The 23,971-nt window shown below is 72.6% G+C and carries 18 protein-coding genes; 3 read left to right on the plus strand and 15 right to left on the minus strand.

Annotated elements, in window-relative coordinates; all coding sequences use genetic code 11:
- Window positions 1-417: 417 nt before the first annotated feature.
- The 8 genes from AB0C96_RS23320 to AB0C96_RS23355 form a co-directional block, all read right to left on the minus strand.
- On the minus strand, window positions 418-1,233 hold the full coding sequence (locus AB0C96_RS23320) for an RNA methyltransferase (protein ID WP_362919635.1): 816 nt from the start codon (window positions 1,231-1,233) through the stop codon (window positions 418-420).
- 53 nt (window positions 1,234-1,286) lie between these two features.
- Window positions 1,287-2,525, minus strand: coding sequence for a uroporphyrinogen-III C-methyltransferase (gene cobA / locus AB0C96_RS23325; RefSeq protein ID WP_362919636.1), 1,239 nt, complete (start codon window positions 2,523-2,525; stop codon window positions 1,287-1,289).
- 175 nt (window positions 2,526-2,700) lie between these two features.
- Window positions 2,701-6,894 carry a nicotinate-nucleotide--dimethylbenzimidazole phosphoribosyltransferase gene (gene cobT, locus AB0C96_RS23330; protein WP_362919637.1) on the minus strand — a complete coding sequence of 1,398 codons (4,194 nt, stop codon included), beginning with the start codon at window positions 6,892-6,894 and terminating at the stop codon, window positions 2,701-2,703.
- Window positions 6,895-7,130: 236 nt separating this feature from the next.
- Entirely contained in the window at window positions 7,131-8,351 is a 1,221-nt protein-coding gene (gene cbiE / locus AB0C96_RS23335) for a precorrin-6y C5,15-methyltransferase (decarboxylating) subunit CbiE (protein ID WP_362919638.1), read from the minus strand.
- A 184-nt stretch (window positions 8,352-8,535) separates the two neighbouring features.
- Window positions 8,536-9,171 carry a GNAT family N-acetyltransferase gene (locus AB0C96_RS23340; protein ID WP_362919639.1) on the minus strand — a complete coding sequence of 212 codons (636 nt, stop codon included), beginning with the start codon at window positions 9,169-9,171 and terminating at the stop codon, window positions 8,536-8,538.
- Between the two features lie 184 nt (window positions 9,172-9,355).
- Entirely contained in the window at window positions 9,356-10,213 is an 858-nt protein-coding gene (locus tag AB0C96_RS23345) for a MetQ/NlpA family ABC transporter substrate-binding protein (RefSeq protein ID WP_362919640.1), read from the minus strand.
- 95 nt (window positions 10,214-10,308) lie between these two features.
- Window positions 10,309-11,046 (minus strand): methionine ABC transporter permease, encoded by a 738-nt coding sequence (locus AB0C96_RS23350; RefSeq protein WP_362919641.1) that lies wholly within the window; start codon window positions 11,044-11,046, stop codon window positions 10,309-10,311.
- The gene (locus tag AB0C96_RS23355) at window positions 11,043-12,137 is read right to left on the minus strand and encodes an ATP-binding cassette domain-containing protein (protein WP_362919642.1); all 1,095 of its coding nucleotides are present in this window, start codon (window positions 12,135-12,137) and stop codon (window positions 11,043-11,045) included. Before AB0C96_RS23355 ends, AB0C96_RS23350 begins: the two co-directional genes overlap by 4 nt.
- Window positions 12,138-12,813: 676 nt before the next feature.
- Between AB0C96_RS23355 and AB0C96_RS23360 the strand changes: the two genes are divergently transcribed.
- Both AB0C96_RS23360 and AB0C96_RS23365 read left to right on the plus strand, forming a co-directional pair.
- A complete protein-coding gene (locus AB0C96_RS23360) occupies window positions 12,814-13,173 on the plus strand; it encodes a hypothetical protein (RefSeq protein ID WP_362919643.1) in 360 nt (119 codons plus the stop codon).
- A gap of 1 nt (window position 13,174) precedes the next feature.
- Window positions 13,175-13,609: a hypothetical protein gene (locus AB0C96_RS23365; RefSeq protein ID WP_362919644.1), complete on the plus strand. Its 435-nt coding sequence runs from the start codon at window positions 13,175-13,177 to the stop codon at window positions 13,607-13,609.
- 93 nt (window positions 13,610-13,702) lie between these two features.
- On the opposite strand, the gene AB0C96_RS23370 is transcribed toward AB0C96_RS23365, so the two are convergent.
- Both AB0C96_RS23370 and AB0C96_RS23375 read right to left on the minus strand, forming a co-directional pair.
- On the minus strand, window positions 13,703-14,218 hold the full coding sequence (locus AB0C96_RS23370) for a GNAT family N-acetyltransferase (RefSeq protein WP_362919645.1): 516 nt from the start codon (window positions 14,216-14,218) through the stop codon (window positions 13,703-13,705).
- Between the two features lie 261 nt (window positions 14,219-14,479).
- A complete protein-coding gene (locus AB0C96_RS23375) occupies window positions 14,480-15,619 on the minus strand; it encodes a glycerophosphodiester phosphodiesterase (protein WP_362919646.1) in 1,140 nt (379 codons plus the stop codon).
- A 295-nt stretch (window positions 15,620-15,914) separates the two neighbouring features.
- On the opposite strand from AB0C96_RS23375, the gene AB0C96_RS23380 reads away from it, so the two are divergent.
- Entirely contained in the window at window positions 15,915-16,586 is a 672-nt protein-coding gene (locus AB0C96_RS23380; RefSeq protein WP_362919647.1) for a lysophospholipid acyltransferase family protein, read from the plus strand.
- Window positions 16,587-16,658: 72 nt separating this feature from the next.
- On the opposite strand, the gene AB0C96_RS23385 is transcribed toward AB0C96_RS23380, so the two are convergent.
- From AB0C96_RS23385 to AB0C96_RS23405, 5 genes are all read right to left on the minus strand, one after another.
- The gene (locus tag AB0C96_RS23385; RefSeq protein ID WP_362919648.1) at window positions 16,659-18,626 is read right to left on the minus strand and encodes a bifunctional metallophosphatase/5'-nucleotidase; all 1,968 of its coding nucleotides are present in this window, start codon (window positions 18,624-18,626) and stop codon (window positions 16,659-16,661) included.
- Between the two features lie 245 nt (window positions 18,627-18,871).
- On the minus strand, window positions 18,872-20,473 hold the full coding sequence (locus AB0C96_RS23390; RefSeq protein ID WP_362919649.1) for an MFS transporter: 1,602 nt from the start codon (window positions 20,471-20,473) through the stop codon (window positions 18,872-18,874).
- A complete protein-coding gene (locus AB0C96_RS23395) occupies window positions 20,470-21,021 on the minus strand; it encodes a TetR/AcrR family transcriptional regulator (RefSeq protein WP_362919650.1) in 552 nt (183 codons plus the stop codon). Before AB0C96_RS23395 ends, AB0C96_RS23390 begins: the two co-directional genes overlap by 4 nt.
- 120 nt (window positions 21,022-21,141) lie before the next feature.
- A complete protein-coding gene (gene argH, locus AB0C96_RS23400; protein ID WP_362919651.1) occupies window positions 21,142-22,575 on the minus strand; it encodes an argininosuccinate lyase in 1,434 nt (477 codons plus the stop codon).
- 129 nt (window positions 22,576-22,704) lie between these two features.
- Complete coding sequence (locus AB0C96_RS23405; protein ID WP_362919652.1) at window positions 22,705-23,898, minus strand: argininosuccinate synthase; 1,194 nt, start codon at window positions 23,896-23,898, stop codon at window positions 22,705-22,707.
- Between the last annotated feature and the right edge of the window lie 73 nt (window positions 23,899-23,971).

The raw sequence follows: 23,971 nt of genomic DNA on the forward strand, positions 1-23,971 counted from the left end.
GATCCGACAAACGCTCACCTGCTGACGACTTCGTCTGTCCGGGCCTTGGCACACCCCCTCAACGACCCCCAAAGCCCAAAGTCACCAGTATTGCCCCTAGGGGATGCGTGCGCCCCCTGCGGGGCCACAACGTGGGGGGGCTTCGGCAGTATTCCGGAGGGGCGGCACGGGCCGTGGCAGAACGGTTTGGCGAGGGCGGGACGTTCAGGTCGGTTCGGGCCGGTCGGTTCTGGTCGGCCAGGCGGTTCGGGCCGGTCAGGTCGGTTCCGTACGTTGCCTTGCCCCAGGTGGGCAGGGCGTTCCAGCCGGCCCTATGGGAACGGTGTTCGGGCAAGCCCTGTTGGGCACGGTGTTCGGGCGGGCCGGGTCGGCGGGGCGCCCCATGAAGCCTTGTGGGCACGCCCCAGGGGGACTCCCCTACTTGGGACGGCCGGTCGAGACGGCGTAGAAGGCCACTGCTGCGGCGGCGCCCACGTTGAGCGAGTCCACGCCGTGGGCCATCGGGATGCGTACCCACTCGTCGGCGGCCCGCAGGGCGCCGGTGGTCAACCCGCCGCCCTCCGCACCCAGCATCAGGGCGACGCGCTCCAGGGCGTGCGGGGCGACCTCGTCGATGGCGGTGGCCTGCTCGGCGGGGGTGAGGGCGAGCAGGGTGAAGCCCGCCTCCCGTACGGTGGCCAGGTCGCGGGGCCAGCTCTCCAGGCGGGCGTACGGCACGGAGAACACCGCGCCCATGGAGACCTTCACCGACCGGCGGTAGAGCGGATCGGCGCAGTCCGGCGAGAGCAGTACCGCGTCCATGCCGAGGGCCGCCGCGCTGCGGAAGATCGCGCCGATGTTGGTGTGGTCGTTGACCGCCTCCATCACGACGATGCGGCGGGCGCCGGCCAGGAGTTCGGTGGCCGGCGGGAGCGGTTTGCGCTGCATGGAGGCGAGCGCGCCGCGGTGCACGTGATAGCCCGTCACCCGCTCGGCGAGGTCCGGGCTGACGGCGTAGACCGGCGCCGGGACCTCGTCGATGACATCGCGCATCACGTCGACCCACTTGGCCGAGAGCAGCATCGAGCGCATCGCGTACCCGGCGTGCCGGGCGCGCCGGATGACCTTCTCGCCCTCGGCGATGAAGAGCCCTTCGGCGGGCTCGCGCCGGCGCCGCAGCTCGACGTCGGTCAGGCCGGTGTAGTCGGCGAGCCGCGGGTCGTCCGGGTCATCGACGGTGATGATGTCTGCCACGGGGAGATAGTGCCTTGTCGGTGTCGAGGTGCCAATGCCGCGTACGGGACCGGTTACCTGTGGGTAGGGGCGGGGGCGACGGTGACGACCTCGCCGATGACGATGACCGCCGGCGGGCGCACGCCCTCGGCCCGTACGGTCTCGCCGAGGGTCGCCAGGGTGGCATCGACCCGGCGCTGGGCGGCGGTGGTGCCCTCCTGGATGACGGCGGCCGGGGTGTCGGCGGGACGGCCGTGCTCGATGAGCTTGGCGGCGATGGCACCGCTGTTCTCCACGCCCATCAGGACGACGAGGGTGCCCCGCAGCTTGGCCAGCGACGGCCAGTCGACCAGCGAGCGCTCGTCGTCGGGGGCGACGTGTCCGCTGACGACGGTGAATTCGTGGGCGACCCCGCGGTGGGTGACCGGGATGCCCGCGGCCCCGGGGACCGAGATGGTGCTGGAGATGCCGGGCACGACCGTGCAGGGGATGCCGGCCTCGGCGAGCGCCTGGGCCTCCTCCATGCCACGGCCGAAGACGAACGGGTCGCCGCCCTTGAGGCGGACCACCGCCTTGCCGGCCTTGGCGTGCTCGATCAGCGCGTTGTTGATGGCCTCCTGGGCCATGAACCGGCCGTAGGGGATCTTCGCGGCGTCGATGACCTCGACGTGCGGGGGGAGTTCGGCGAGCAGGTCGCGGGGGCCGAGGCGGTCGGCGATGACCACGTCGGCCTCGGCGAGGAGGCGGCGGCCGCGGACGGTGATCAGGTCCGGGTCGCCGGGGCCGCCGCCGACCAGCGCCACGCCCGGGGTGTGCGGGCGCCGGTGGTGCGGGGCGGCGATGCTGCCGTCGCGCAGTCCCTCCACGATGGCGTCGCGTACGGCGGCGGACCGGCGCGGGTCGCGGCCGGTGAGCACGGCGACGGTCACGCCCTCGCTGCGGCCGGTGGCCGGGGTCCAGGCAGTGGCCGCCTCGGCGTCGTCGGCGCGGACGCACCACACCCGGCGGTCCTCGGCCTCCTGGGAGGCGGCGGCGTTGGCCTCCGGGTCGTCGGTGGAGATCAACGCGTACCAGGCCTCGGCGAGGTCGCCGGCCTGATAACGACGGCGCTCCCAGCGGATCTCGCCCGCGGTGGCCATCGCCTCGACGGACGGGGTGGCGGACGGGGAGATCAGCAGGACGTCGGCACCGGCGGCGACGAGCGACGGGAGGCGGCGCTGGGCCACCTGTCCGGCGCCCAGGACGACCACCCGACGGCCGGAGAGCCGCAGTCCGACGGGGTAGGCGGCGTGTTCGGCAGCATGCTCAGCCATGGCGGTACGGCTCCTTGTGCGGATGGTGCGAGTTCGACGACCGGCTCAGTCGCTGCGGCTCTGGAGCGGCTGATGAGGGGTGGTACGGCCCGTGGGGCGCTACGGCCCCGGCCCACAGCCTAGGGGGCTATGGGCCGGGGGTCATACGGGCGGCCCGGGCACGGGCCGCACCGCGTCAGCTCTTCTCCGACACTCCGGCGGAGTCGAACGTGGCGACTTCGTGCATGGCGCGGGCGGCGCTCTGCACGAGGGGCAGGGCGAGCAGTGCGCCGGTGCCCTCGCCGAGGCGCAGATCGAGGTCGACCAGCGGGCGCAGGCCGAGCTTGTTCAGGGCCGCGACATGGCCGGGCTCGGCGCTGCGGTGACCGGCGATGCAGGCGGCCAGCGCCTCGGGGGCGATGGCGCGGGCCACCAGGGCGGCGGCGCCGGCGCTCACCCCGTCCAGGATCACCGGCGTGCGCAGCGAGGCGCCGCCGAGGATCAGACCGACCATGGCCGCGTGCTCCAGGCCGCCGATCGCGGCGAGGACGCCGACCGGGTCGGCCGGGTCGGGCTGGTGGAGCTCCAGGGCGCGGCGGACCACATCGACCTTGCGGGCGTGCGTCTCGTCGTTGATGCCGGTGCCGCGGCCGGTCACCTCGACCGGGTCGACGCCGGTGTAGACGGCGATCAGCGCGGCGGAGGTGGTGGTGTTGGCGATGCCCATCTCTCCTGTGAGCAGCGCCTTGTTGCCGGCCGCCACGAGGTCGCGGGCGGTCTCGATGCCCACCTCGATGGCCTTGAGGACCTCTTCCTGGGTCATCGCCGGACCGGCCGTGAAGTCGGCGGTGCCGGCGCGGACCTTACGGGGCAGCAGGCCCGGGGTGGCGGGGAGTTCGCTCGCCACGCCGACGTCCACCACACAGACCTCGGCGCCGACCTGATGGGCGAAGGCGTTGCAGACCGCGCCGCCGCCCAGGAAGTTGGCGACCATCTGGCCGGTGACCTCCTGGGGCCAGGGGGTCACCCCCTGGGCGTGTACGCCGTGGTCGCCGGCGAAGATCGCGACGGCGGCCGGCTCCGGGATCGGCGGCGGGCACTTGCGGGACAGCCCGCACAGCTGCGCGGAGATGATCTCCAGCATGCCCAGCGCCCCGGCGGGCTTGGTCATCCGCTTCTGCCGCTCCCAGGCCTCGCCGAGCGCCTTGGCGTCCAGCGGGCGGATGCCCTGGAGGGTCTCCTGGATCAGGTCGTGCGGGGTCTCGCCGGGCAGCGCGCGGCGGCCGTAGGTCTCCTCGTGGACGACCCAGGACAGCGGGCGGCGCTTGGACCAGCCGGCCTGGAGCAGCTCGGGCTCGTCCGGGAACTCGTCGACGTATCCGACGCACAGGTAGGCGACGACTTCGAGGTGTTCGGGCAGGCCCAGTTCGCGGACCATCTCCCGCTCGTCGAAGAAGCTGACCCAGCCGACGCCCAGGCCTTCGGCACGGGCGGCGAGCCAGAGGTTCTCGACGGCGAGCGCGGAGGAGTACGGGGCCATCTGCGGCTGGGTGTGCCGCCCGAGGGTGTGTCGGCCGCCGCGCGTGGAGTCGGCGGTGACGACGATGTTCACCGGGGTTTCGAGGATCGCCTCGATCTTCAGCTCGCGGAACTGCTTGGCGCGCGCCTTGGGCAGCGACTTGGCGTACGCCTCGCGCTGCTGCATGGCGAGCTGGTGCATCTTCTCGCGGGTCTCGGCCGAGCGGATGACGACGAAGTCCCAGGGCTGGGAGTGGCCGACGCTGGGGGCGGTGTGGGCCGCCTCCAGGACGCGCAGCAGCACCTCGTTGGGGATCGGGTCGCTGCGGAAGCCGTTGCGGATGTCGCGGCGCTCGCGCATCACGCGGTGCACGGCGGCGCGTTCGGAGTCGTCGTAGCCGGCGGCCGGGGGCCCGGCGGGGACGCCCTCCGGGTCGGCGGCGACCGTGTCCGCGGGCTGCTGGTCGTCCGCGGCCTGCGGCCGGTCCTCGTCGTGGCCCTCGCCGAGCTGGACGAGTTCGGTGGCGTCCTGCTCCTGGGGGGCCTCGGCGGCGGGGGCGGCCGGCGGGGCAGCGGTGTCGGGCGCGGGCGGTGCGACCGGCTGGTCGCCGGTGAGCTGCGCCGGAATGTGGATGGAGACGGTGTGCGCGTCGGCGGCCGGGGTGGCCTCGTCGGCAGCCGGCTCTGCGGGCTGCGGCCCGTCCACGGGCTCCTGCGGCTGCTCGGCCGTGCGGTCCACGGCGGATGCGGTGTCCTGGTCCGCCACGGCGGCAGGGGCGTCCGCCGGGGCGGGAGCGTCGTCACCGGCCGCTGCGGGTGACGGCTCGGCCGGGGCGTCCTCGACCTGGGGAGCGGTCTGGGGCGCGGTCTGGGACGCGGGCGCCTCGGCGGGCTGCTGCCCTGCGGCGTCCACGGCGGCGCCGGACTGCGGCTGTTCGGCGGCCGGCTGCGGTGCTTCCGACCGCTCTATGACCGCCTGCTCCTGGGGCGCTCCGCCCTCGGCCGCGGGCATGGCGACCGGTCCCTGCGGGGCGGCCACGGGGGCCGGTGCGGTGGCCTCGGGCTGCTGCGGATCGGCGGCCGGCGTGGCCGGCTGGGCGGGCTGCGGCTGCTGGACCGCCTCGGCCGGGGCGGGCGCGGCCTGCGGCTCCTCGGCGGGCTGTTCCTGGCCGGCCGGCTGCGCCTGCTCGGCGGTCGGCGGGTCCTGCGGCGCGGGTGCCGCATCGGCGGCGTCCGGCACGGCGGCCGCGGGGGCCGGCGCTTCCGGTACGGGCTGGGCGGCCGGAGCGTCCGCGGGCTGGGCCTGCGCCGCGGTCTCGGCGGCCGGAGCGGCCGGGTCCGGCGCCGGCTGCTGCGGACCCTCGACGACGGCCGCATCGGGCTGCTGGGTGGCCTCGGGCGCCTCGTTGGCCGCGGCGTCCGGGGCAACAGCAGGCGCGTCGGCGGCCTCGACCGGGGCGGGCACGGCGTCCGTCGCACCGGCCTCGGCGACGAGAGCCTCGGCCTCGGCGACGGGAGCGTCGGCCACCGGCACCTCGGCGGCCTCGACTGCCTCCGCGAGGGGCGCCTCCGGCGCGACTGCGCTCTCCTGGCCTGCCTGACCTGCCTGGGTCTCCTGCGTTTGCTGGGTTTCCCGCACTTCTTGGGCTGCGTGGTTCTCGTCGTTCTCCGGGACTTCCTGGCCCGGCTGCCCCGTCGGCGCGGCCGGCGTCGGGTCTCCGTCAACCGGTGCGGCCGGCGCGGCGTCGGGCGCAGCGACGGTCCCCGCGGCGGCAGCGGCGTCCACGGCCCCGGCGGGGTCCTGGGCGGCCGGGTCGGCGACCGGCAGCGGCGTCGCCGGCGACTGCTCTGCCGGCGGCACCGCGTCCTGCACCGCGCCCTGCGCCACGGCCTCGGCGACCGGTGCGACGGGCGCGACCGGCTCGGCCACCGGTGCCTGCGCCGCCTGGGCGGGGGCCTGGTCGCCCCACGGCGGCAGCTGCGACGGGATCTCACCGAGCTGCGGGCCGGGCAACGGGCCCTGCCCGGCGGCCCCGTAGGTCTGCTCGGCGGACAACTGCCCACCGTAGGCCTGCTCGCCGTAGGCGGCGTAGGTCGGTGCGGCCCCCGTGGCGTCCCCGGCGGGCTGCTCGGCGTTCGGCGCTCCCGCCGCGGGCCGGGCGCCGGGCGCCGGCTGTCCGGGCGTCACGGTCTCGGGGTCCTGGGGGCCTTCGGCCGGAGCGTCGAAGTACTCCGGGCCGCCGGTGGGCGGTCCGGCGGGCCGGGCGGGGGCCTGGGCCGGGGCGTCGGCGGGGCCGCGGTCGGCGAGCGAGCGGACGACACCGCCGGTCGCGTCCGGCACGGGCGGGCCCAGGTGCAGCGGTCGGCGCGACGGGGACGGGGCGGCGGCACGGGCGCGGTCCGGCGGCTGCGGTGCGGCGGGCTGGGGGATGCGGACCGCACTGAGGTCGACGGAGCCGGAGTCCCGGCCGCCGCTCTCGTGGTCACCGGGCTGGGCGGGCAGCGGCTCGAAACCGGCGGCAACCGGAGCGGCGGCGTCGAACTGGGCGCCGGGCTGCGGCTGCTGGGTCGGGCCCTGGTGGGTCTCCTGCGCGAACGGCTGGGGGGCCGGCTGCTCGCTCCAGGCGCCCTGGGCGCCGGGCATCAGCAGCAGGTCGTCGTCCTCGGCGATGCCGTCGGCCTGGTCGACATAGGGGTATTCGCCCGGAGGGGCCACCATGCCCGGCAGCTCCGTCGGTGCGGCGTCGGCGGCGGAGATGGGGGTCCCCCCTGCTCCTTCGAGCGTGGGGGAAGCCGCCGGCTGCGGCTGCCCGGGATGTCCGCCTGCGTTCTCCGGCTGTCCCTCGCCCGGGACCCGGCCGGTGTCGGTCATGCGTACCCCTCGCCCATTGGTAGTGCTCCTTCCAACCGCTCGTGCGACACGCTCGACCGGGGCGCGCCGACGCCCCGATTGCTAGAACGAGCGAGCACGCCTCGCGGCACGTCCGCTCTCCAGAGCTTCATATTCATCCAAAACCACGGCAATTTCCGGATATTGGCGTACGAAGCCGAACGCGGAACGGCGGCGCAACGATCCGCCAGCCTACCTCGCGCGGGTAGCCGTGCTGGTCACGGGTGAGAAACGCGATACCCGCAGAGCAGAAACACCACGGACCGCTCGCGTTCGACCCAGACGGTGGCGTCCAGGTCCACCGACTGCAACAGGGCGCACTCGACGTCGTAGCCGCCGTCCGCCAGCGCCCGACCGAGGGCCTCGGCCTCGTCGCGGGTCGATGCGTGGGTGACGATCCGTTCGGGACGGCGGTCCGCGCAGGCGGTGACCACCTCCACTCCCCCGGCGCCGACCCGCACCACGTCGGGCTCCGGCAGGTCCTCCAGGATCTGCGGCGCGCGGCCGTGTACGACCTGGAGTTGGACGCCGTGGCGGCGGGCGACGGCGACGGTGCGCTCACAGGCGTCCGGGTCGGAGTCCACGGCGATGACCGCGGCGCCGAAGCGCGCCGCCTCCACCGCGGCGGCTCCGCTGCCGGTGCCGATGTCCCACACCAGGTCGCCCACCCGCGGCCCGAGGCGGGCGAGTTGGGCGGTGCGCAGCTGGACGGACTCGCCCTCGGCGAGGGCGCCGCCGTAGGCGCGGGCCGGAAGTCCCCAGCCGCGCGGGCCCGTCGGGTGCCCGGCCTCGTGGCCGGCGATCCAGCCGGTCCCCTGGGCTGCGGCGCCGCCCGGTGAACCACCGACGACGATCACGACGTTGGGGTCCCGCCAGACGTGGTCGGGGACCTTGTCGGATGTGAGGACCGTCACCTGCTCCCGTTCGGTGCCCAGTTCCTCGCAGATGACGAAGGTGCGGTGGACGCCGCCGAGCAGCAGGGCGAGTTCGGCGGGCCCGGCGCCGGGCGAGGTGAGCACCGCGACCTTGGTGTGCGCGCGGCAGACGTTCACCGCGCGGCGCAGATCGCGGCTGTGGGCGACCACGATCTGGGCGTCGTCCCAGGGCATACCGGCGCGGGCGAAGGCGGCCGCGACGGAGGAGACGGCCGGTACCACTTCGACTTCCAGGCCGTGCTCGGGCGCCCGCAGGGTGCGTACCACGCCGAAGAAGCCGGGGTCGCCGTCGGCGAGCACCACGGCGGTACCGCGGTGCTGGGCGATCCGGCGGGCGGCCAGGGTCACGCTGCCAAGCCGGATCCGCTCGGCGTTCGGCGGGACTTCGGGCAGTGCGAGGTGGTGGGCGGCGCCGGCCACCAGCGTGGCGGCGCCGAGGGCGGAGCGGGCGGCGTCGGTCAGCGGGGAGCCGTCCCATCCGATCACCGTGACCCGGTCGGCCATGCTCGTCAGTCTCCTGGGGCTGCTGTGGGTACGCGGGCGGGGTGGCTGCGGGGCGGCCGCAGGCCGGTGGTGGTGCCGCTGTGGTGTGCGGTACCGCGCCAGCCGGGCTGGTCGTGCAGGTCACGTGGGTACGTGGCAGGCCGAGGGTACCCCGTGCGGTACGGACCCGACCGCCGACGGGCGCTCAGTTCCACTCGGGGTAGGTGAATCCGCCTGCGTCGGCCAGCCGGCCGGGGACCCCGTCGAGGTCCTCGGGGAGCAGGCTCCACACGATCAGATCGGTACGGATCTCCGTCCAGCCGCCGTCCTCCGTGCGGCTGCGGGCTATCCAGGCGTTGCGCAGGACGCCTTCGCTGATGCAGCCGATCTTCTGGGCGACCTGCTGGGCGGCGGCGTTGTCGGCGGCGGTGCGCAGCTCGATGCGTTCGAACCTCTGGTCCTGGAAGAGCCATTGCGCGACCGCGAGGACGGATTCGGAGGCGTAGCCCTCGCCGCGGGCCCAGGGGGCGGTGACATAGCGGATCTCGGCGCTGCGGACCCGCCAGTCGGTGTGGTCGAGCTGGAGGGTGCCGACCAGGCGCTGGGTGAGGAACTCGGTGACGGCCAGCGCGATACCGCGGCCTTCGGTGCGGACCGCGGCGGCCTTGCCGGTGGCCCAGGCGCGGGCGTCGGCGGCGGTGTACGGGTGCGGCAGCGCCATCCAGGCGGTGACCATCTCCTCGGACATCATCTCGGCCAGGGCGGGCACGTCGGCCTCCTCGAAGGGGCGCAGCACCAACCGGTCCGTGCTGATGGAGATGTCCGGAAAGGTGGATGTCATACCGCTGCTCCAACGCCGTTGACCGTGGTACCCAGGACGTCGCAGGCTGTTACACCACGAGGTCACGGGCATCTTGACCGTCTTGAATGCACCAGCATGCAGCATCGGCCGGGGGGCGTGCCACGCGCGGGGGCCCCGGCCGCGCGGGGTGCGCGGCCGGGGCCCCGTGGTCGCCGGGGAGGGGTCAGGCCTTCGCCGGGCCGAAGGCCGGGATGACCGAGCCGTCCTTGTACTTGTCCTCGATGAACTTCTTGACCTCGGGGGAGTTCAGGAGCTTGGCCAGCTTCTTGATCCGCGGGTCGTTCTCGTTGCCCTTCTTGACGGCGAGGAAGTTCGCGTAGGGGTTGTCCTTCGCGCTCTCCAGGGCCAGCGCGTCCTTGGAGGGCTTGAGGTGGGCGCCGATGGCGAAGTTGCCGTTGATGATGGCGGCGTCGACGTCGTCGATGCGCGGCGCGGTCTGCGCGGCCTCCAGCTCGGTGATCTTGATGCCCTTGTCGTCCTTGACGTCGGTCAGCTTGGCGTCGGAGCCGACGCCGGGCTTGAGGGTGATCACGCCGTTGTCGGCCAGCAGCTTGAGCGCGCGGCCCTCGTTGGACGGGTCGTTGGGCACCGAGACGGTGCTGCCGGCCTTGAGCTCCGAGAGCTTGTGGTGCTTCTTGGAGTAGACGCCCAGCGGCTCGATGAGCACGTTCTGGACGGGCACGATGTGCGTGCCGTTCTCCTTGTTGAAGGTGTCGAGGAACGGCTTGTGCTGGAAGAAGTTGGCGTCGACCTGGCCGTCGTCGGTGACCTTGTTGGGGATCTTGTAGTCGTTGAACGGCTTGACGACCAGCTTGAGGCCCGCCTTCGCGGCCAGCTCGTTCTTGACGAAGTCGAGGATGGTGCCATGCGGGGTGGGGCTCGCGGCGACGACCAGGGGGGCGTTCTTGTCGCTCTTGTCGCTGCTGGCGGTGGTGTCGGAGGGGGCCGAGCAGGCGCTCGCGCCGAGGGCGACGGCGGAGGCGGCGGCGACAGCCACGGTGATCTTGACGGTGTTACGCACGAAGAGTGCCTCTTTCTTGTTCACACGAGGGGTTCCCGTGTGGTGTCCGCCCGGCAAAGGGTCCGGGCTCCTGGGTGGAGCGGGTGGCTCCGGGGTCAGGCCGCCTCGGTGACGACGGCCGGCTCCTCGGCACGGGCGCGGCGCAGGCCGACGCGTATCGAGGAGGAGGCGCGGGTGCCGCGGCCGGCGAGCCGGCGGACGACCAGGTCGCCGAGCAGCTGGACGAGGGTGACGAGGACGATCAGCTCCACGACGGTGGTGATCATCAGCGTGGTCTCGTACTGCTGGTAGCCGTAGGTGTAGGCGAGGTTGCCCAGACCGCCGCCGCCGACCGCACCGGCGATCGCGGAGTAGCCGATCAGGGTGATGACGGTGGTGGTGACGGCCGCGACGAGCGCGGGCAGCGCCTGCGGCAGCAGCACCTTGAAGACGATGGTCCAGGTGCCGCCGCCCATCGCCTGGGCGGCCTCGACCAGGCCGTGGTCGACCTCGCGCAGTGCGGCCTCGACCAGCCGGGCGAAGAACGGGATCGCGGCGATGGCGAGCGGGACGACCGCGCCGGTCGGGCCGATGGAGACGCCGACCACCAGCCGGGTGAAGGGGATCAGCACCACGATCAGGATCAGGAACGGGAAGGACCGCCCGATGTTGACGACCGCACCGAGGACCTTGTTCACCACGAGGTTCTGGAGGAGGGCGCCGCGGTCGGTCAGATGCAGCAGCACCCCGACCGGGACGCCGATGAGCACCGCGTAGAACGTCGACCACCACACCATGAACAGGGTGTCGAGGGTGTTGTCGTACAGCAGCGGCTGCATCTCGTTCCAGCTCACTGGGCACCTTCCTTCTGGAGCGGGGCGGCGGGCGCCGGGATCGCGGGAGCGGCGGCATCGGCCGGGGCGGCGGCCTCGGCGGCGCCGGCCACGTCGGCCACGTCGACCTGGAGGCCCTGCTCCCGCAGGAAGCCGATGGGCACGACGTTCTCCTCGAAGCGGCCGGGCAGCTCGATACGCATCCGGCCGATCTGCTTGCCGCCGACGGTGTCCATGGCGGCGCCGAGGATCGAGATGTCGACGTTGTAGGTGCGCGACAGCTCGGAGATCACCGGGCGGGTGGCGGCCTCGCCGTGGAAGGTGATGTCGACGACGGTGTACTCGTCGGACGAGGGCTCGCCGCCGACCGGGAAGAGCTCGCGGGCCAGCTCGGAACCGGGGGTGGCGAGCAGTTCGGCGACGGTGCCCTGCTCGACGACCCGGCCGTTCTTCATCAGCGCGGCCGAGTCGCAGATCGTCTTGACGACGTCCATCTCGTGCGTGATGAGCACGATGGTCAGGCCGAGCTGGCGGTTGAGGTCGCGCAGCAGCGTCAGGATGGACCGGGTGGTCTCCGGGTCCAGGGCGCTGGTGGCCTCGTCGGAGAGCAGCACCTTGGGGTCGCCGGCCAGGGCGCGGGCGATGCCGACGCGCTGCTTCTGGCCGCCGGAGAGCTGGGCGGGGTAGGCCTTGGCCTTGTCGGCGAGGCCGACCAGGTCCAGCAGCTCCAGGGCCTTGCGGGAGCGCTCGCGGCGGTCGACCTTGAGGATCTCCAGCGGCAGTTCGACGTTGTCCTGGACGGTGCGCGAGGACAGCAGGTTGAAGTGCTGGAAGACCATGCCGATGTGGCTGCGGGCGGCGCGCAGTGCGGCGCCCGCGCGCTGGCCCCGCCCGGCGAGGGCGGTCAGGTCCTGGCCGGCGACGGTGACCGTGCCGGAGGTGGGGCGCTCCAGGAGGTTGAGGCAGCGGATGAGGGTGGACTTTCCGGCGCCGCTCTGTCCGAGGACGCCGTACACCTCGCCCTCCCGGACGTGCAGATCGACGCCGTCCAGGGCGGTGACTTCGCGGTCTCCTGAGCGGTAGACCTTGGTCAGGCCCGTTGTGGTGATCACAGGGAATTCCGTCACTGTCGAGTGCTCGGCGGATCGCGCCGGGCACGGGGCATTCTTGCGAGTGCGGCAGAGGGGAACGGGAAGCGGCGGCGGGCGCGGGCGCCCGGCTCCGGGTTCCGGTGACGCGGGGCGGCCGAGGGCGTCGGGGACCGACGTACGGCTCGCGATGCTTCCCCCTGCCCATTCTTCGGAGCGTGGGGGACGGTCTCGCTTCGGGGCGCGAGGCTTGAGGCGGGGGCCCTCAGCAGTCACACATTCGACACATGCAACGAGCACCGGGCGTCGGGTTCGCCTCGGTCGCAGGGGTGCGGTAGCTCGTCGTGGTCATGGCGGCAAGTAAACCAGACGGCAGGACGGCCCGATCAAACCTGTCCGTATAGCGGACATGCCTGACCGACCCGTGGACGGCGCCCCGGCGGGCCCCGACGATCGCCACCGCCCCCTCCGTGGCCTGCGCGGATACCGCCGACAGGTCATCGACGAGGTCGGCGGCGGACCGCTCCGCGGCGTGGTGCGTGTGGTCAACGCCACGGTCGGCGTCCGTGCCGCGCGGCCCGCCGGCGGCCGGCCCTGCCGGAGGGCGGGCGTTCGGGGGGATCTTCGTGCCGCCCGCCCCCACGGGCGACACCCCGGGGGTGCGCGCCTCGGGCCTTTTGGCCCGTAATAGGGTCTGCGCATGCTTGATGCCCTGACGGTCGCGACCAGCGTCGCCGCGCTCGCGCTCGCCGCGTGGTGCGGTTTCGCCGCCTACCGAGACCAGCAGACCAAGGACTGGCACTTCATCGGCATGGCAGTGGTCAGCCTGCTCGCCGTGGTCCAGCTCGTCATCGGCATCGTCCAGCTGGCGCGCGGCGAGAGGCCGGAGCAGGGCACCACGATCTTCGTGGCGTACCTGCTCGGCGCCTTCGCCTGCATCCCCGCGGCGGGGTTCATGTCCCTTGCGGAGCGCACCCGTTGGGGCTCGGCCACGGTCGCCGCCGGCGGCGTGGTGCTGGCCGTCCTCGAAGTGCGCCTGTTCGACATCTGGGGAGGCTGAGGTGGCGACGACCGACGAGTCCACCGAGAAGGGTGCGCCCCGCACCCGCCGGAGACTGATCAGCGGCCCCGGCATCCTGCTGGTCTGGCTGTACGGGGTGATGGTCGTCGGCGCGGTGTCGCGCTCCGTCTTCCAGATCGCCACGGACTTCGACCGGGCCCCGCTCGCCTACACCCTGTCCGCACTGGCGGGCGTGGTCTACGGCTTCATCACCTACTCGCTCGTCCGCGGCGGGGACACCGCCCGCCGGGCCGCCCTGGTGTGCTGCACCGTGGAGCTCGTCGGCGTGCTGGCCGTGGGCACCTGGACCCGGGTGGAGCCCTCCGCGTTCCCCGACACCACGGTCTGGTCGAACTACGGCATGGGCTACCTCTTCATCCCGGTCCTGCTGCCCATCACCGGCCTGCTGTGGCTGCGCCGGGCGCGTACGGCATAGCCGTCCACCGTCGTCACAACCGTCCAGCGTCGTCACCACCGTCCGCCGTCGCCGGTACGGGCCCGCCCCACACGCGGGCCCGCGCCCGCTCGGCTACGCCCGGGCCGCCAACTCCGTGGCGACGGACTGCTGCTGCGCCTCCTTCTCCAGCGTCACCAGGCTCAGTCGCCGGCCGAGCTGTTCGGTGCCCACCGGCGCATAGCCGTGGCTGCGGTAGAGCCGCAGGTTGCCCTCGCTGCGGTGGCCGGTGAACAGCCGGAAGCGCTTGGCGGACCGTTCGGCCGTCAAGCGCTGCTCGACGGCGGCCAGCAGCCGGCCGCCCAGGCCGTGCCGCTGCAACCGCGGGTGCACGATGAGCTTGGCTATCGACGCGGTGCCGTCGGCGTCGACCGTGCCGCGCACCGCCCCGACCACCTCCGTGCCGAGTCTGGCCACCACCACGCAGCCCTCGCCCAGTTCGGCGCGGAGCGACTCCAGGGTCTGGGTGAGCGGCTCGATGCCGTAGTCGTCGTACAGCGCCGCCTCCGTCTGGTAACAGAGGTACTGAAGTTTGAGGATCTGCTCGGCATCCTGGTCGGTCGCCGCAGAGATGGTCACGCTCGTGCCCATGCGCGTATGCCTCCCCTTATCGGTTGGTCCGGACGCGCGAGGGTGAGAGGGGTGTGCGCCCGGACGTGGTGCCCTGACTTCCGGACTCCCCGGAATGTGGCGGCGGCAATCTCCGCCAACGAGCATTCTGCGCAGGCAATCAGGACAAGCGGAACGGACCGACCACCGGCTCGCCTGTGACATTCCCAACGCAGATGAGAGTCGGTGGCCGAGGTGGCGGTGTCGTCGGGAGGCGGCGGCCGGTCCGGGAGGCGGGCCGGCTCAGCGCTTGCGGAACTCCTCGGCGGCCAGCAGCGCGGTGTCCGCGTTGTCGGAGAACAGCCCGTCGATACCGGTGGCGAAGTACGCCTTCAGAGCGCCGAGGGAGTTGCCGTACGCGGCGGGATCGGTGCCGACCCGGAAGTCCAGCGGCAGGAAGCTGTTCTCGTTGCGCAGGGTGTACGGGTGGACGACCAGCCCGGCGGCGTGCGCATCGCGGACGAGGGTGGTGGGCTCGCCGAGCTTCCCGTCGGCGTCCTGCGCGATGATCTGCGGCAACCAGGGACCGATGCCCTGCGCGAAGCCGGCGGTCCACGCCAGGCCCTCGGGCTTGAGCAGGTCGGCCGTGGTGCGCGGGTCACCGGACTCCACGAAGTCCCAAGGCCGGACGGACGGCTGGTCGAGCAGGAGGATCTTCGGGCACCGAAGGCCGAGCCGGCCCAGCCGCTGGAGACTGCTGGGCTCGAAGGACTGGAGGAAGTTCGGGGAACCTCCCTTGTCGCGGCCGTACCGGCGCAGCAGCTTGGCGAGCGGCTCCTCGATGCCCATGCCCAGCTTGCGGAAGTAGGTGGGGTGCTTGGTCTCGATGTAGAGCCATATCCGACGGCCGCGCCGGCGCCCCTCGCGCTCGGCCCACTCCAGGACCTCCTCGAAGGTGGGCACCTCCCAGCGGCCGTTGTAGAGGGTGTTGTGCTGGCGGACGTCGGGGATGCGCTCCTTGGCGCGCAGGGTCTTCAGTTCGGCGAGCGTGAAGTCCTCGGTGAACCAGCCGGTGAGCTTCTTGCCGTCGACGGTCTTGGTGGTCTTCCGGCCGGCGAACTCGGGGTGGTCGGCGACATCGGTGGTGGCGGTGATGTCGTTCTCGTGCCGGCAGACCAGGTGCCCGTCCTTGGTGGGGACGAGGTCCTGCTCGATGACGTCCGCGCCCAAGTCGAGGGCGAGTTGGTACGAGCCGAAGGTGTGCTCGGGGCGGTAGCCGCAGGCGCCGCGGTGGCCGATCACCAGCGGCACCGGCAGCCGGTGGCCCGCCCCGTCGCTCCCCCGGGCGCTCGCCTGGCCGGCCCCGCCGAGGACCGCCGCCCCCGCGCCGAGGGCCGCGGCCCCCAGCACCGTCCGTCGTCCCGGCCGCTGCCCGTTGTGCATACCCACGCTCCTTGTGTGCGTCTTCGGTGGTGTTCCAGGTGCTTCCGGGTGTTTTCCGGGGTGCGCCAAGGCGTGTTGCGCACCTGCCCGCGGAACCGGGCCGATCGTAGGCACGGACGGGTCATGTCGGGGAGACGCACGACGACAACAGGGGGAACATGGTGGTAACTCACGTCAACTGTGCGTATCGACCTCGTGAACCCGATGTGCGCGCGGCGCCAACCCGCGAGTATCGTCCTGGGCTGCAGAGTTCTGCGCCCGCTTGACGTTGTCCAGTCACGACCCGGAGGACCCGTTGTCCCGCATTGTGCTGAAGGCGATCCTCGGATTCGTCATGCGTGTCCTGTACCGCCCCAAGGTCGAGGGCATGGAGCGCATCCCGGCGACCGGGCCGGTGATCCTGGCCGGCAACCACGTCACCTTCATCGACTCGCTGTTCCTGTGCCTGATCGTCAAGCGCCCGGTCTACTTCATCGGCAAGGACGAGTACGTCACCGGCAAGGGCCTCAAGGGGCGGCTGATGGCCTGGTTCTTCACCAGCGCCGGCATGATCCCGGTGGACCGGGACGGCGGCCACGGCGGTGTCGCGGCGCTGATGACCGGCCGCCGGATCCTGGAGCAGGGCAAGGCGTTCGGGATCTACCCCGAGGGCACCCGCTCCCCCGACGGCCGGCTCTACCGCGGCCGTACCGGCATCGCCCGGCTCGCCCTGATGACCGGCGCCCCCGTCGTCCCGTTCGCCATGATCGGTACGGACAAGGTGCAGCCCGGCGGCAAGGGCCGTCCGCGGATCGCCCCGGTCACCGTCCGCTTCGGCGAGGCGCTGGACTTCTCCCGGTACGACGGGATGGACCGCGACCGCTATGTCCTGCGGGCCGTCACCGACGAGGTGATGAGCGAGGTCATGGAGCTGTCCGGCCAGGAGTACGTCGACATCTACGCCACCAAGGCCCGGGCGGCCGCCTGACCTGTCGACCGACCGCAGTCAGCGGGCCCCGTCCGAGAGCCGGACGGGGCCCGCTGCGTCGTGCTCCCCGGGTCAGCAGGGCACCCGGAATCCGCCCGGTGCGCGCTGGCCCTCGGCGCCGCCGGGCCGCGCCGTGCGCAGCGCCACCTCGGGCCGCGGCACCATGCCGGCGTCCGGGAGCAGTTGCCGGCGCCCGGTGAGGGTGCCGGTGCGGGCGCCGCGCAGATGGGCGTTCTTGACCGCCACCCGGTCGAGCGGGGCCGGCACCAGCTCCTCCCTGGCGCGGACGAAGGCGATGAAGCTCTCGAAGTCGCGGGTGTGCCGGACCGGTGCGGTGAATCCGGTGAAGGCGCTGAAGCCGTCCTGGTTGATCAGGGTGTAGGAGGGAGCGGCCAGCCGGTAGCGGCGCTTGAGGTCGAGCGGGCGGCCGTCGATGAACACGTCGGCGGGGTCGACCCGCCGACCGACCGCGCCGGCGGCGTCGAAGGTGTAGCGGACGTTGCCGGAGACCGCCAGCGGGGAGAAGCCGAGGCCGCCGCCGGTGGTGGGCGCCCACTGCTCCTCCAGCGCGTCGTGGATCTGCCGGCCGCTGACGGTGACGGTCAGGATCGGGTCGCCGAAGCCGACGGCGTTCCAGGCCTGGGCGAAGGTGACGGTGCCGTCGGTCTCCTCGTCACGGAGCAGGTCGCCGGCGATGACGGTCTGCCCGACGCGCGGGGCGAGGGCGATCACGGCGAGCTGGGCGGGGGTGTCGGGGCGGTCGGTGGGATCGTCCATCGGCCCGAGCGGCTGCCGACCGGCCCACAGCGCCCAGTCGGCGACGAGGTCGCCCATGGTGGACTCCCCCTGCGCGTTGCCCCGCCGGGTGAAGGAGGCGGTCTGGGTGCCGATCGGGGAGCGGGCGCGCCGGGAGGCACGGTCGGCCCAGTAGGTGGCGATCTCCTTCAGCTCCGGGTCCGGCGTCACGTCCCGGGTGTTGGGGTGGTTGACGGAGGTGGTCAGCTCCCGGATCACCGCGCCGGTGTCCGGGTCCAGTCGCAGGTTGATCTCGTTGACCATCTGGCCGTAGCAGCCGGCCTCGACGAACGGGCGGGGCCGGCCGTCGGGGTCGGGCAGCATCATCGTGAAGGCGTTGTGCCAGTGGCCGGTGACGATGGCGTCGATGTGCGGCGAGGCGCGCAGGGCCAGTTCGTACGCCGGTCCGGAGGGGTTCTTGCCGCTGGTGAAGTCGCTGCCGGCCACCGCGCCGTCGTGCATGCTGAGCACGATCGCCCGGACGCCGCGCGACCGGAGCTCCGCGGCACAGCGGTTGGCGGTCTCCAACTCGTCCAGGGTGCGCAGGCCGGGCTGGTAGGAGCCGGGGAACGACTCGGTGCCGATGGCGGTCAGATGGATGAAGCCGACCGGCAGCCGGCGTCCCCGGCCGGCATCCACCTCCACGATGTTGTACGGCGCGAGGACGAGTTCACCGGTGTCCCGCCAGATCGTGTTGGCGCTGTAGTAGGGGAACCGCGCGCCGGCGAAGCGGTGGCCGGTCGAGTCGACGAAGTCGTCGTCCCGCCCGACGACCGGGAATCCCCCGCCGTCCTCCATGTGCTCGGTCAGGAACCGGGCGGACTTGTCGAACTCGTGGTTGCCGGCCGAGGCGAAGTCCATGCCCATGGCGTTGAGCGCTTCGATGGTGGGCTCGTCGGAGAAGGCGGCGGCATCGAACTCCCAGCCGGAGAAGAGGTCGCCGGGCGCGAAGAAGAGGGAGTTGCGGCGCCCGTCGCGCAGGCGTTCCAGATGGGCGGCCAGGTAGGCCACACCGCCGACGGTGTAGGTCTTCCCGCCGGCCCCGGTGATGCGGGAGTGGGCGCCGGGGGCGCCCTGTAGATAGCCGTGCAGGTCGGTGATGTTGAGGAGCTGGACGTCGACGTACTCGTCGGCGGTGGCCGCGTCGCGGGCGTGGCCGGTGGCGTAGGCGTTGCTTCCGATGGCGCTCGCGGTGGCCAGGGCCCCCGCGGCGGTGAAGAAGGACCGTCGTCCGATGTCGCGCACTGCGTCACTCTCCTGAGCGGGCCGTCCGTAGGGGGACGACGGGAGAGTCAAACGAGCCGCGCGGGACGACCGGTCACCAGGGCGCGTACCGGGCGTGAACGGGCGGGGGACAGTCGCCCCCAAGGCGTGTCCCGTGGATCATCGCGGGTGCGGGCGGTGTGATCCACCGGACACGCCCTGGGAAGCGGGTGCGCCCGCCGTCCGGCGGATCGGCACCGCGCCGTGCCGGCCGCCGTGACGGCGGGTCAGCCGTGCCGGGCCTCGGTCGCGGCGGGTTCCTGGGGCCGGACCGGTTCGGCGGCCGGGCTGTTGGCCAGCTCCTGGCCGCGCAGCAGGAACCAGGCCGCGCCGGCCGCGGCCAGCAGGACCGCGGCGCCCACCCCGGCCGCGACGTCCACGCCGGCCACGAAGGAGTCCTGAGCGGCCTTCAGCAGCGCGGCGCCCTGGTCGGCGGGGAGCTGCCCGGCCGCGTCGACCGCGCCGCCGAGCGATTCGCGGGCTGCGTGGGCGGCCGGTTCGGGGACGCCGGCCGGGGTGCCGAAGCCGCGGTAGATGCTGGTGACGATGGAGCCGAGCAGGGCGATGCCGAGCGCGGCGCCGAGTTCGTAGGCCGTCTCGGAGACCGCGGAGGCGGCGCCCGCCTCCTCCTTGGGCACGCTGGAGAGGATCACGTCGGCGGTGACGGTGAACGAGAAGCCGGCGCCGACGCCGACGACGAAGAGGATGACGCACATCGCGGCGGTGCCGGTGTCGCCGTGCAGGGTGGTACAGCCGACGAGGGCGAGGCCGACCATGGCGAGGCCGCCGGCCACCACGATCCGCACGGACAGCCGGCGGGCGACCCAGCCGGCGGCCAGTCCGGCGCCCACCGCACCGACCGCGGCCGGGAGTTCGACCAGCCCGGCGTTGAGCGGCGAGCGCAGCTGCACCATCTGGAGGAACTGGGAGAGGAAGAAGACCAGCCCGGACAGCCCGAGGATGGTCAGCAGATCGGCCAGCACCGCTCCGGTGAAGCCCCGGTGGTGGAAGAGCTTCATGTTCAGCAGCGGCGAGGCGAGGGTGAGCTGCCGGCGGACGAACACGAACAGGGCCAGCACACCGATGGCGGCGGCCAGCGCGATGTCCCAGCGGTAGCCCTCCACCGCCGCCTCCTTGACGGCGTAGACGACGGAGACGATGCCCACCAGGGCCAGCAGGACACTGGGGACGTCCCAGGGACCGGGGTCCGGATTGCGCGACTCCGGGATCACCTTGGCGCCGACGACCACCAGCAGCGCCATCACCGGCAGGTTGATCAGGAAGACCGATCCCCACCAGAAGTGCCCCAGCAGGAAGCCGCCGAGGACCGGTCCGACGGCCATGCCGGCGGAGGCCATCGCGCCCCAGATGCCGATGGCCAGGCTGCGTTCCCTGGGGTCGTGGAAGAGGTTGCGGATCAGCGCGAGGGTGGACGGCATCAGCGTCGCACCGGCCACGCCCTGGAGGGCGCGGGCCAGGATCATCATCTCCGGGCTGGTGGCGTACGCGGCGAGCACCGACATCGCGCCGAAGCCCACGGAGCCCAGCAACAGCAGCTTCTTGCGGCCGATGCGGTCCCCGAGGCTGCCCATGGAGACCAGCAGACCGGCGATGACGAAGGAGTAGATGTCACCGATCCACAGCAGCTGGGTCCCCGAGGGGCGCAGGTCCTCGCTGAGGAAGGGGGTGGCGAGGCCGAGGACGGTGGCGTCGACGCCGACCAGCAGGACGGCCAGGACGAGGACGGCGAGCGCGAGCCAGCGACCCGGCCGGGGCTGGTCGTCCACATGGGCCGAACCGGCCCGTCCCGACGCTATGGTCTCGGTCATTTCTCCATGCTCCGTCGGATGCCGCCGAGCAGCAGCTCGGCGATCGAGTGGTTGAGGTCGTTGCGGGCGACGCGGCCCTCGTGCACGGCCCAGGCGCCGGCGCCCATCAGTCCGTAGAGCGCTTCGGTGAGCCAGGCGGGGCTCAGATCGATCCGGAAGTGGCCCTCGTCCTGGCCGCGACGGAACAGCGCGGTGATCCGGGCGTCGAGCTCGGCCCAGCCGGCGTTGACCTCGCCGCCCTCGAAGAGCTGGTTCTCGGTGAAGAGGAAGGCCAGCACGGCGGCGACCGGTTCGGACGCCGCGATCAGCCGGCGCAGCGCTGCGGGCGCGTCCCCCTCCTCCAGTCGCGCGGTGTCCAACGCCTGCCCGAACTGGGCGATCCCGTGCTCCTCCAGCGCCCTGATCAGGGCGTCCCGGCCGGCGAAGTGCCGGTGCAGAGTCGCGCGGCTGATGCCGGCGGCGCGGGCGATCTCGTCCATCGACGTCGTCGCCCGGCGGGTGAGCAGCGCGGCGGCTTCCTTCAGCACTCGTTCACGATCCACAGCCATGAGACATAGCCTAACCGAATGAGACACTGATGTCTCATCTTTTCCCGCGTCCGCGCCCGCACGACGGCGGCCCGTACCCGGTCACTCCGGGTACGGGCCGCCGTCACGTGCCTGTCCTGACTACCGCGGCTGCTTGGCCGCCACCCACTCCTGCTGCACCACCAGATCGGCCCGCACCTCGGCGAGCTGCACCGCCACCGCCGAGGGGGCGGTACCGCCCCGGCCACTGCGCGCGGCGAGCGCACCCGGGACGTTCAGGACGCCGCGCACCTCCGGCGTCAGATGCGGCGAGATCTTCGCGAACTGCTCGTCGGTCAGCTCGTCCAGCTCGATGCCGTGCGCCTCGCACTCCTTGACGCATTCGCCGGCGACCTCGTGCGCCACCCGGAACGGCACGCCCTGCTTGACCAGCCACTCCGCGATGTCGGTGGCCAGCGAGAAGCCGGCCGGCGCCAGCTCCGCCATCCGCTCGCGGTTGACGGTCAGGGTGGCCATCATGCCGGTGAACGCCGGGAGCAGCACCTCCAGTTGGTCGCAGGAGTCGAAGACCGGCTCCTTGTCCTCCTGGAGGTCGCGGTTGTACGCCAGCGGCAGCGCCTTCAGCGTCGCCAGCAGCCCGGTCAGATTGCCGATCAGACGCCCCGACTTGCCCCGCGCCAGCTCCGCGATGTCCGGGTTCTTCTTCTGCGGCATGATCGACGAGCCCGTGGAGAAGGCGTCGTGGAGCGTCACGAAGGAGAACTCCTTGGTGTTCCAGATGATCACCTCCTCCGCGATCCGCGAGAGGTTGACCCCGATCATCGCCGTGATGAAGGCGAACTCGGCGACGAAGTCGCGGGAGGCCGTGCCGTCGATGGAGTTGCCGGCCGAGCCGCGCTCGAAGCCGAGGTCCGCGGCGACCGCCTCCGGGTCGAGCCCCAGCGAGGAGCCGGCCAGCGCTCCCGAGCCATACGGCGAGACCGCCGTCCGCTCGTCCCACTGCCGCAGCCGCTCGGCGTCCCGGGACAGCGACTGCACATGCGCCAGCACATGGTGCGCGAAGAGCACCGGCTGGGCGTGCTGGAGATGCGTACGGCCGGGCATGGCGACGTCCGGGTGCGCCTCGGCGAGGCCCACCAGCGCCTCCTGGAGGTCGGCGATCAGACCGCCGATGATCCGGGCGTGGTCGCGCAGGTACATCCTGAAGAGCGTGGCCACCTGGTCGTTGCGCGACCGGCCGGCCCGCAGCTTGCCGCCGAGGTCCGGGCCGAGCCGCTCCAGCAGCCCGCGCTCCAGTGCGGTGTGCACGTCCTCGTCGGCGATGGTGCCGGTGAACGAGCCGTCGGCGACGTCCGCTTCGAGCTGGTCGAGCCCGGCGATCATCCGCGCCAGCTCGTCCTTTGACAGCAGCCCCGCCCCGTGCAGGACGCGCGCGTGCGCCCGGGACCCGGCGATGTCGTACGGCGCGAGCCGCCAGTCGAAGTGGACGGATGCCGACAGCTGGGCCAGGGCCTCGGCGGGACCGTCGGCGAACCGACCGCCCCAGAGCCGGACGTCACCGCTGTTGCTGCTCACTGCTGCTCCTCGCAAGGGTGGTGATGTGCCGCCACCTCCCCCAAGGCCGTAGGGACCGGGGACCCCCGCCCACCGCGGGGGCGGGGAGGTGGCCGTCGTACGAAGTGTCGTCAGGTCAACGAGACCGGCTCAGGCCAGGTCGCGCTTGGCCGCGATCTTGCTCGACATGCCGAAGATCTCGATGAAGCCCTTCGAGAGCGACTGGTCGAAGGTGTCGCCGGTGTCGTAGGTGGCCAGGTGGAAGTCGTACAGGGACTGCTCGGACCGCCGGCCGGTGACCACCGCGCGTCCGCCGTGCAGGGTCATCCGGATGTCGCCGGAGACCTGCCGGTTGGCCTCGTCGATGAAGCCGTCCAGGGCCCGCTTGAGCGGCGAGAACCACAGGCCGTCGTAGACCAGCTCGCCCCAGCGCTGCTCGACCTGCCGCTTGTAGCGGGCCAGTTCGCGCTCGACGGTGACGTTCTCCAGCTCCTGGTGGGCGGTGATCAGCGCGATGGCGCCGGGCGCCTCGTACACCTCGCGGGACTTGATGCCGACCAGCCGGTCCTCGACCAGGTCGATCCGGCCGATGCCCTGGGCGCCGGCCCGCGCGTTGAGCTGCTGGACGGCCTCCAGGACGGTGACGGGCCTGCCGTCGAGGGCGACCGGCACGCCCTCGGCGAAGGTGATGACGACCTCGTCGGCCTCGCGCGGCGTGGCGGGGTTCTCCGTGTACTCGTACACGTCCTCGATCGGCGCGTTCCAGATGTCCTCCAGGAAGCCGGTCTCCACGGCCCGCCCGAAGACGTTCTGATCGATCGAGTACGGCGACTTCTTGGTCGTCGCGATCGGGAGGTTCTTCTCCTCGCAGAACGCGATCGCCCTGTCCCGGGTCATCGCGTAGTCACGGACCGGGGCGATGCACGTGAGGTCGGGGGCCAAGGAGGATATGCCGGCCTCGAACCGGACCTGGTCGTTGCCCTTGCCGGTGCAGCCGTGGGCGACGGTCGTCGCGCCGTGCTTCCTGGCGGCGGCGACCAGGTGCTTGACGATCGCCGGCCGGGACAGCGCGGAGACCAGCGGGTAGCGGTCCATATACAGCGCATTGGCCTTGATCGCCGGCAGGCAGTACTCGTCGGCGAACTCGTCCTTGGCGTCCGCGACCTCGGCCTCGACCGCACCGCAGGCGAGCGCACGCTTGCGGATGACCTCCAGGTCCTCGCCGCCCTGACCGACGTCCACGGCGACCGCGATGACCTCGGCGCCCGTCTCCTCGGCGATCCAGCCGATGCAGACAGAGGTGTCCAAGCCGCCCGAGTAGGCGAGTACGACGCGCTCGGTCACGGGTTTCTCCTTACGGTGCATTCGCGTTGCGGTGCATTCGCGATTGGTATAAGTATGCATTCCACCGTATGTT

The organism is Streptomyces sp. NPDC048506 (genome assembly GCF_040651315.1).
GTDB lineage: Bacteria > Actinomycetota > Actinomycetes > Streptomycetales > Streptomycetaceae > Streptomyces.

Excerpts from the sequence above, each read along its gene's own strand:
- cobA (WP_362919636.1), bottom strand. The coding sequence starts at position 2,525 with ATGGCTGAGCATGCTGCCGAACACGCCGCCTACCCCGTCGGACTGCGG.
- cobT (WP_362919637.1), bottom strand. The coding sequence starts at position 6,894 with ATGACCGACACCGGCCGGGTCCCGGGCGAGGGACAGCCGGAGAACGCA.
- cbiE (WP_362919638.1), bottom strand. The coding sequence starts at position 8,351 with ATGGCCGACCGGGTCACGGTGATCGGATGGGACGGCTCCCCGCTGACC.
- AB0C96_RS23340 (WP_362919639.1), bottom strand. The coding sequence starts at position 9,171 with ATGACATCCACCTTTCCGGACATCTCCATCAGCACGGACCGGTTGGTG.
- AB0C96_RS23360 (WP_362919643.1), top strand. The coding sequence starts at position 12,814 with ATGCTTGATGCCCTGACGGTCGCGACCAGCGTCGCCGCGCTCGCGCTC.
- AB0C96_RS23370 (WP_362919645.1), bottom strand. The coding sequence starts at position 14,218 with ATGGGCACGAGCGTGACCATCTCTGCGGCGACCGACCAGGATGCCGAG.
- AB0C96_RS23375 (WP_362919646.1), bottom strand. The coding sequence starts at position 15,619 with ATGCACAACGGGCAGCGGCCGGGACGACGGACGGTGCTGGGGGCCGCG.
- AB0C96_RS23390 (WP_362919649.1), bottom strand. The coding sequence starts at position 20,473 with ATGACCGAGACCATAGCGTCGGGACGGGCCGGTTCGGCCCATGTGGAC.
- AB0C96_RS23395 (WP_362919650.1), bottom strand. The coding sequence starts at position 21,021 with ATGGCTGTGGATCGTGAACGAGTGCTGAAGGAAGCCGCCGCGCTGCTC.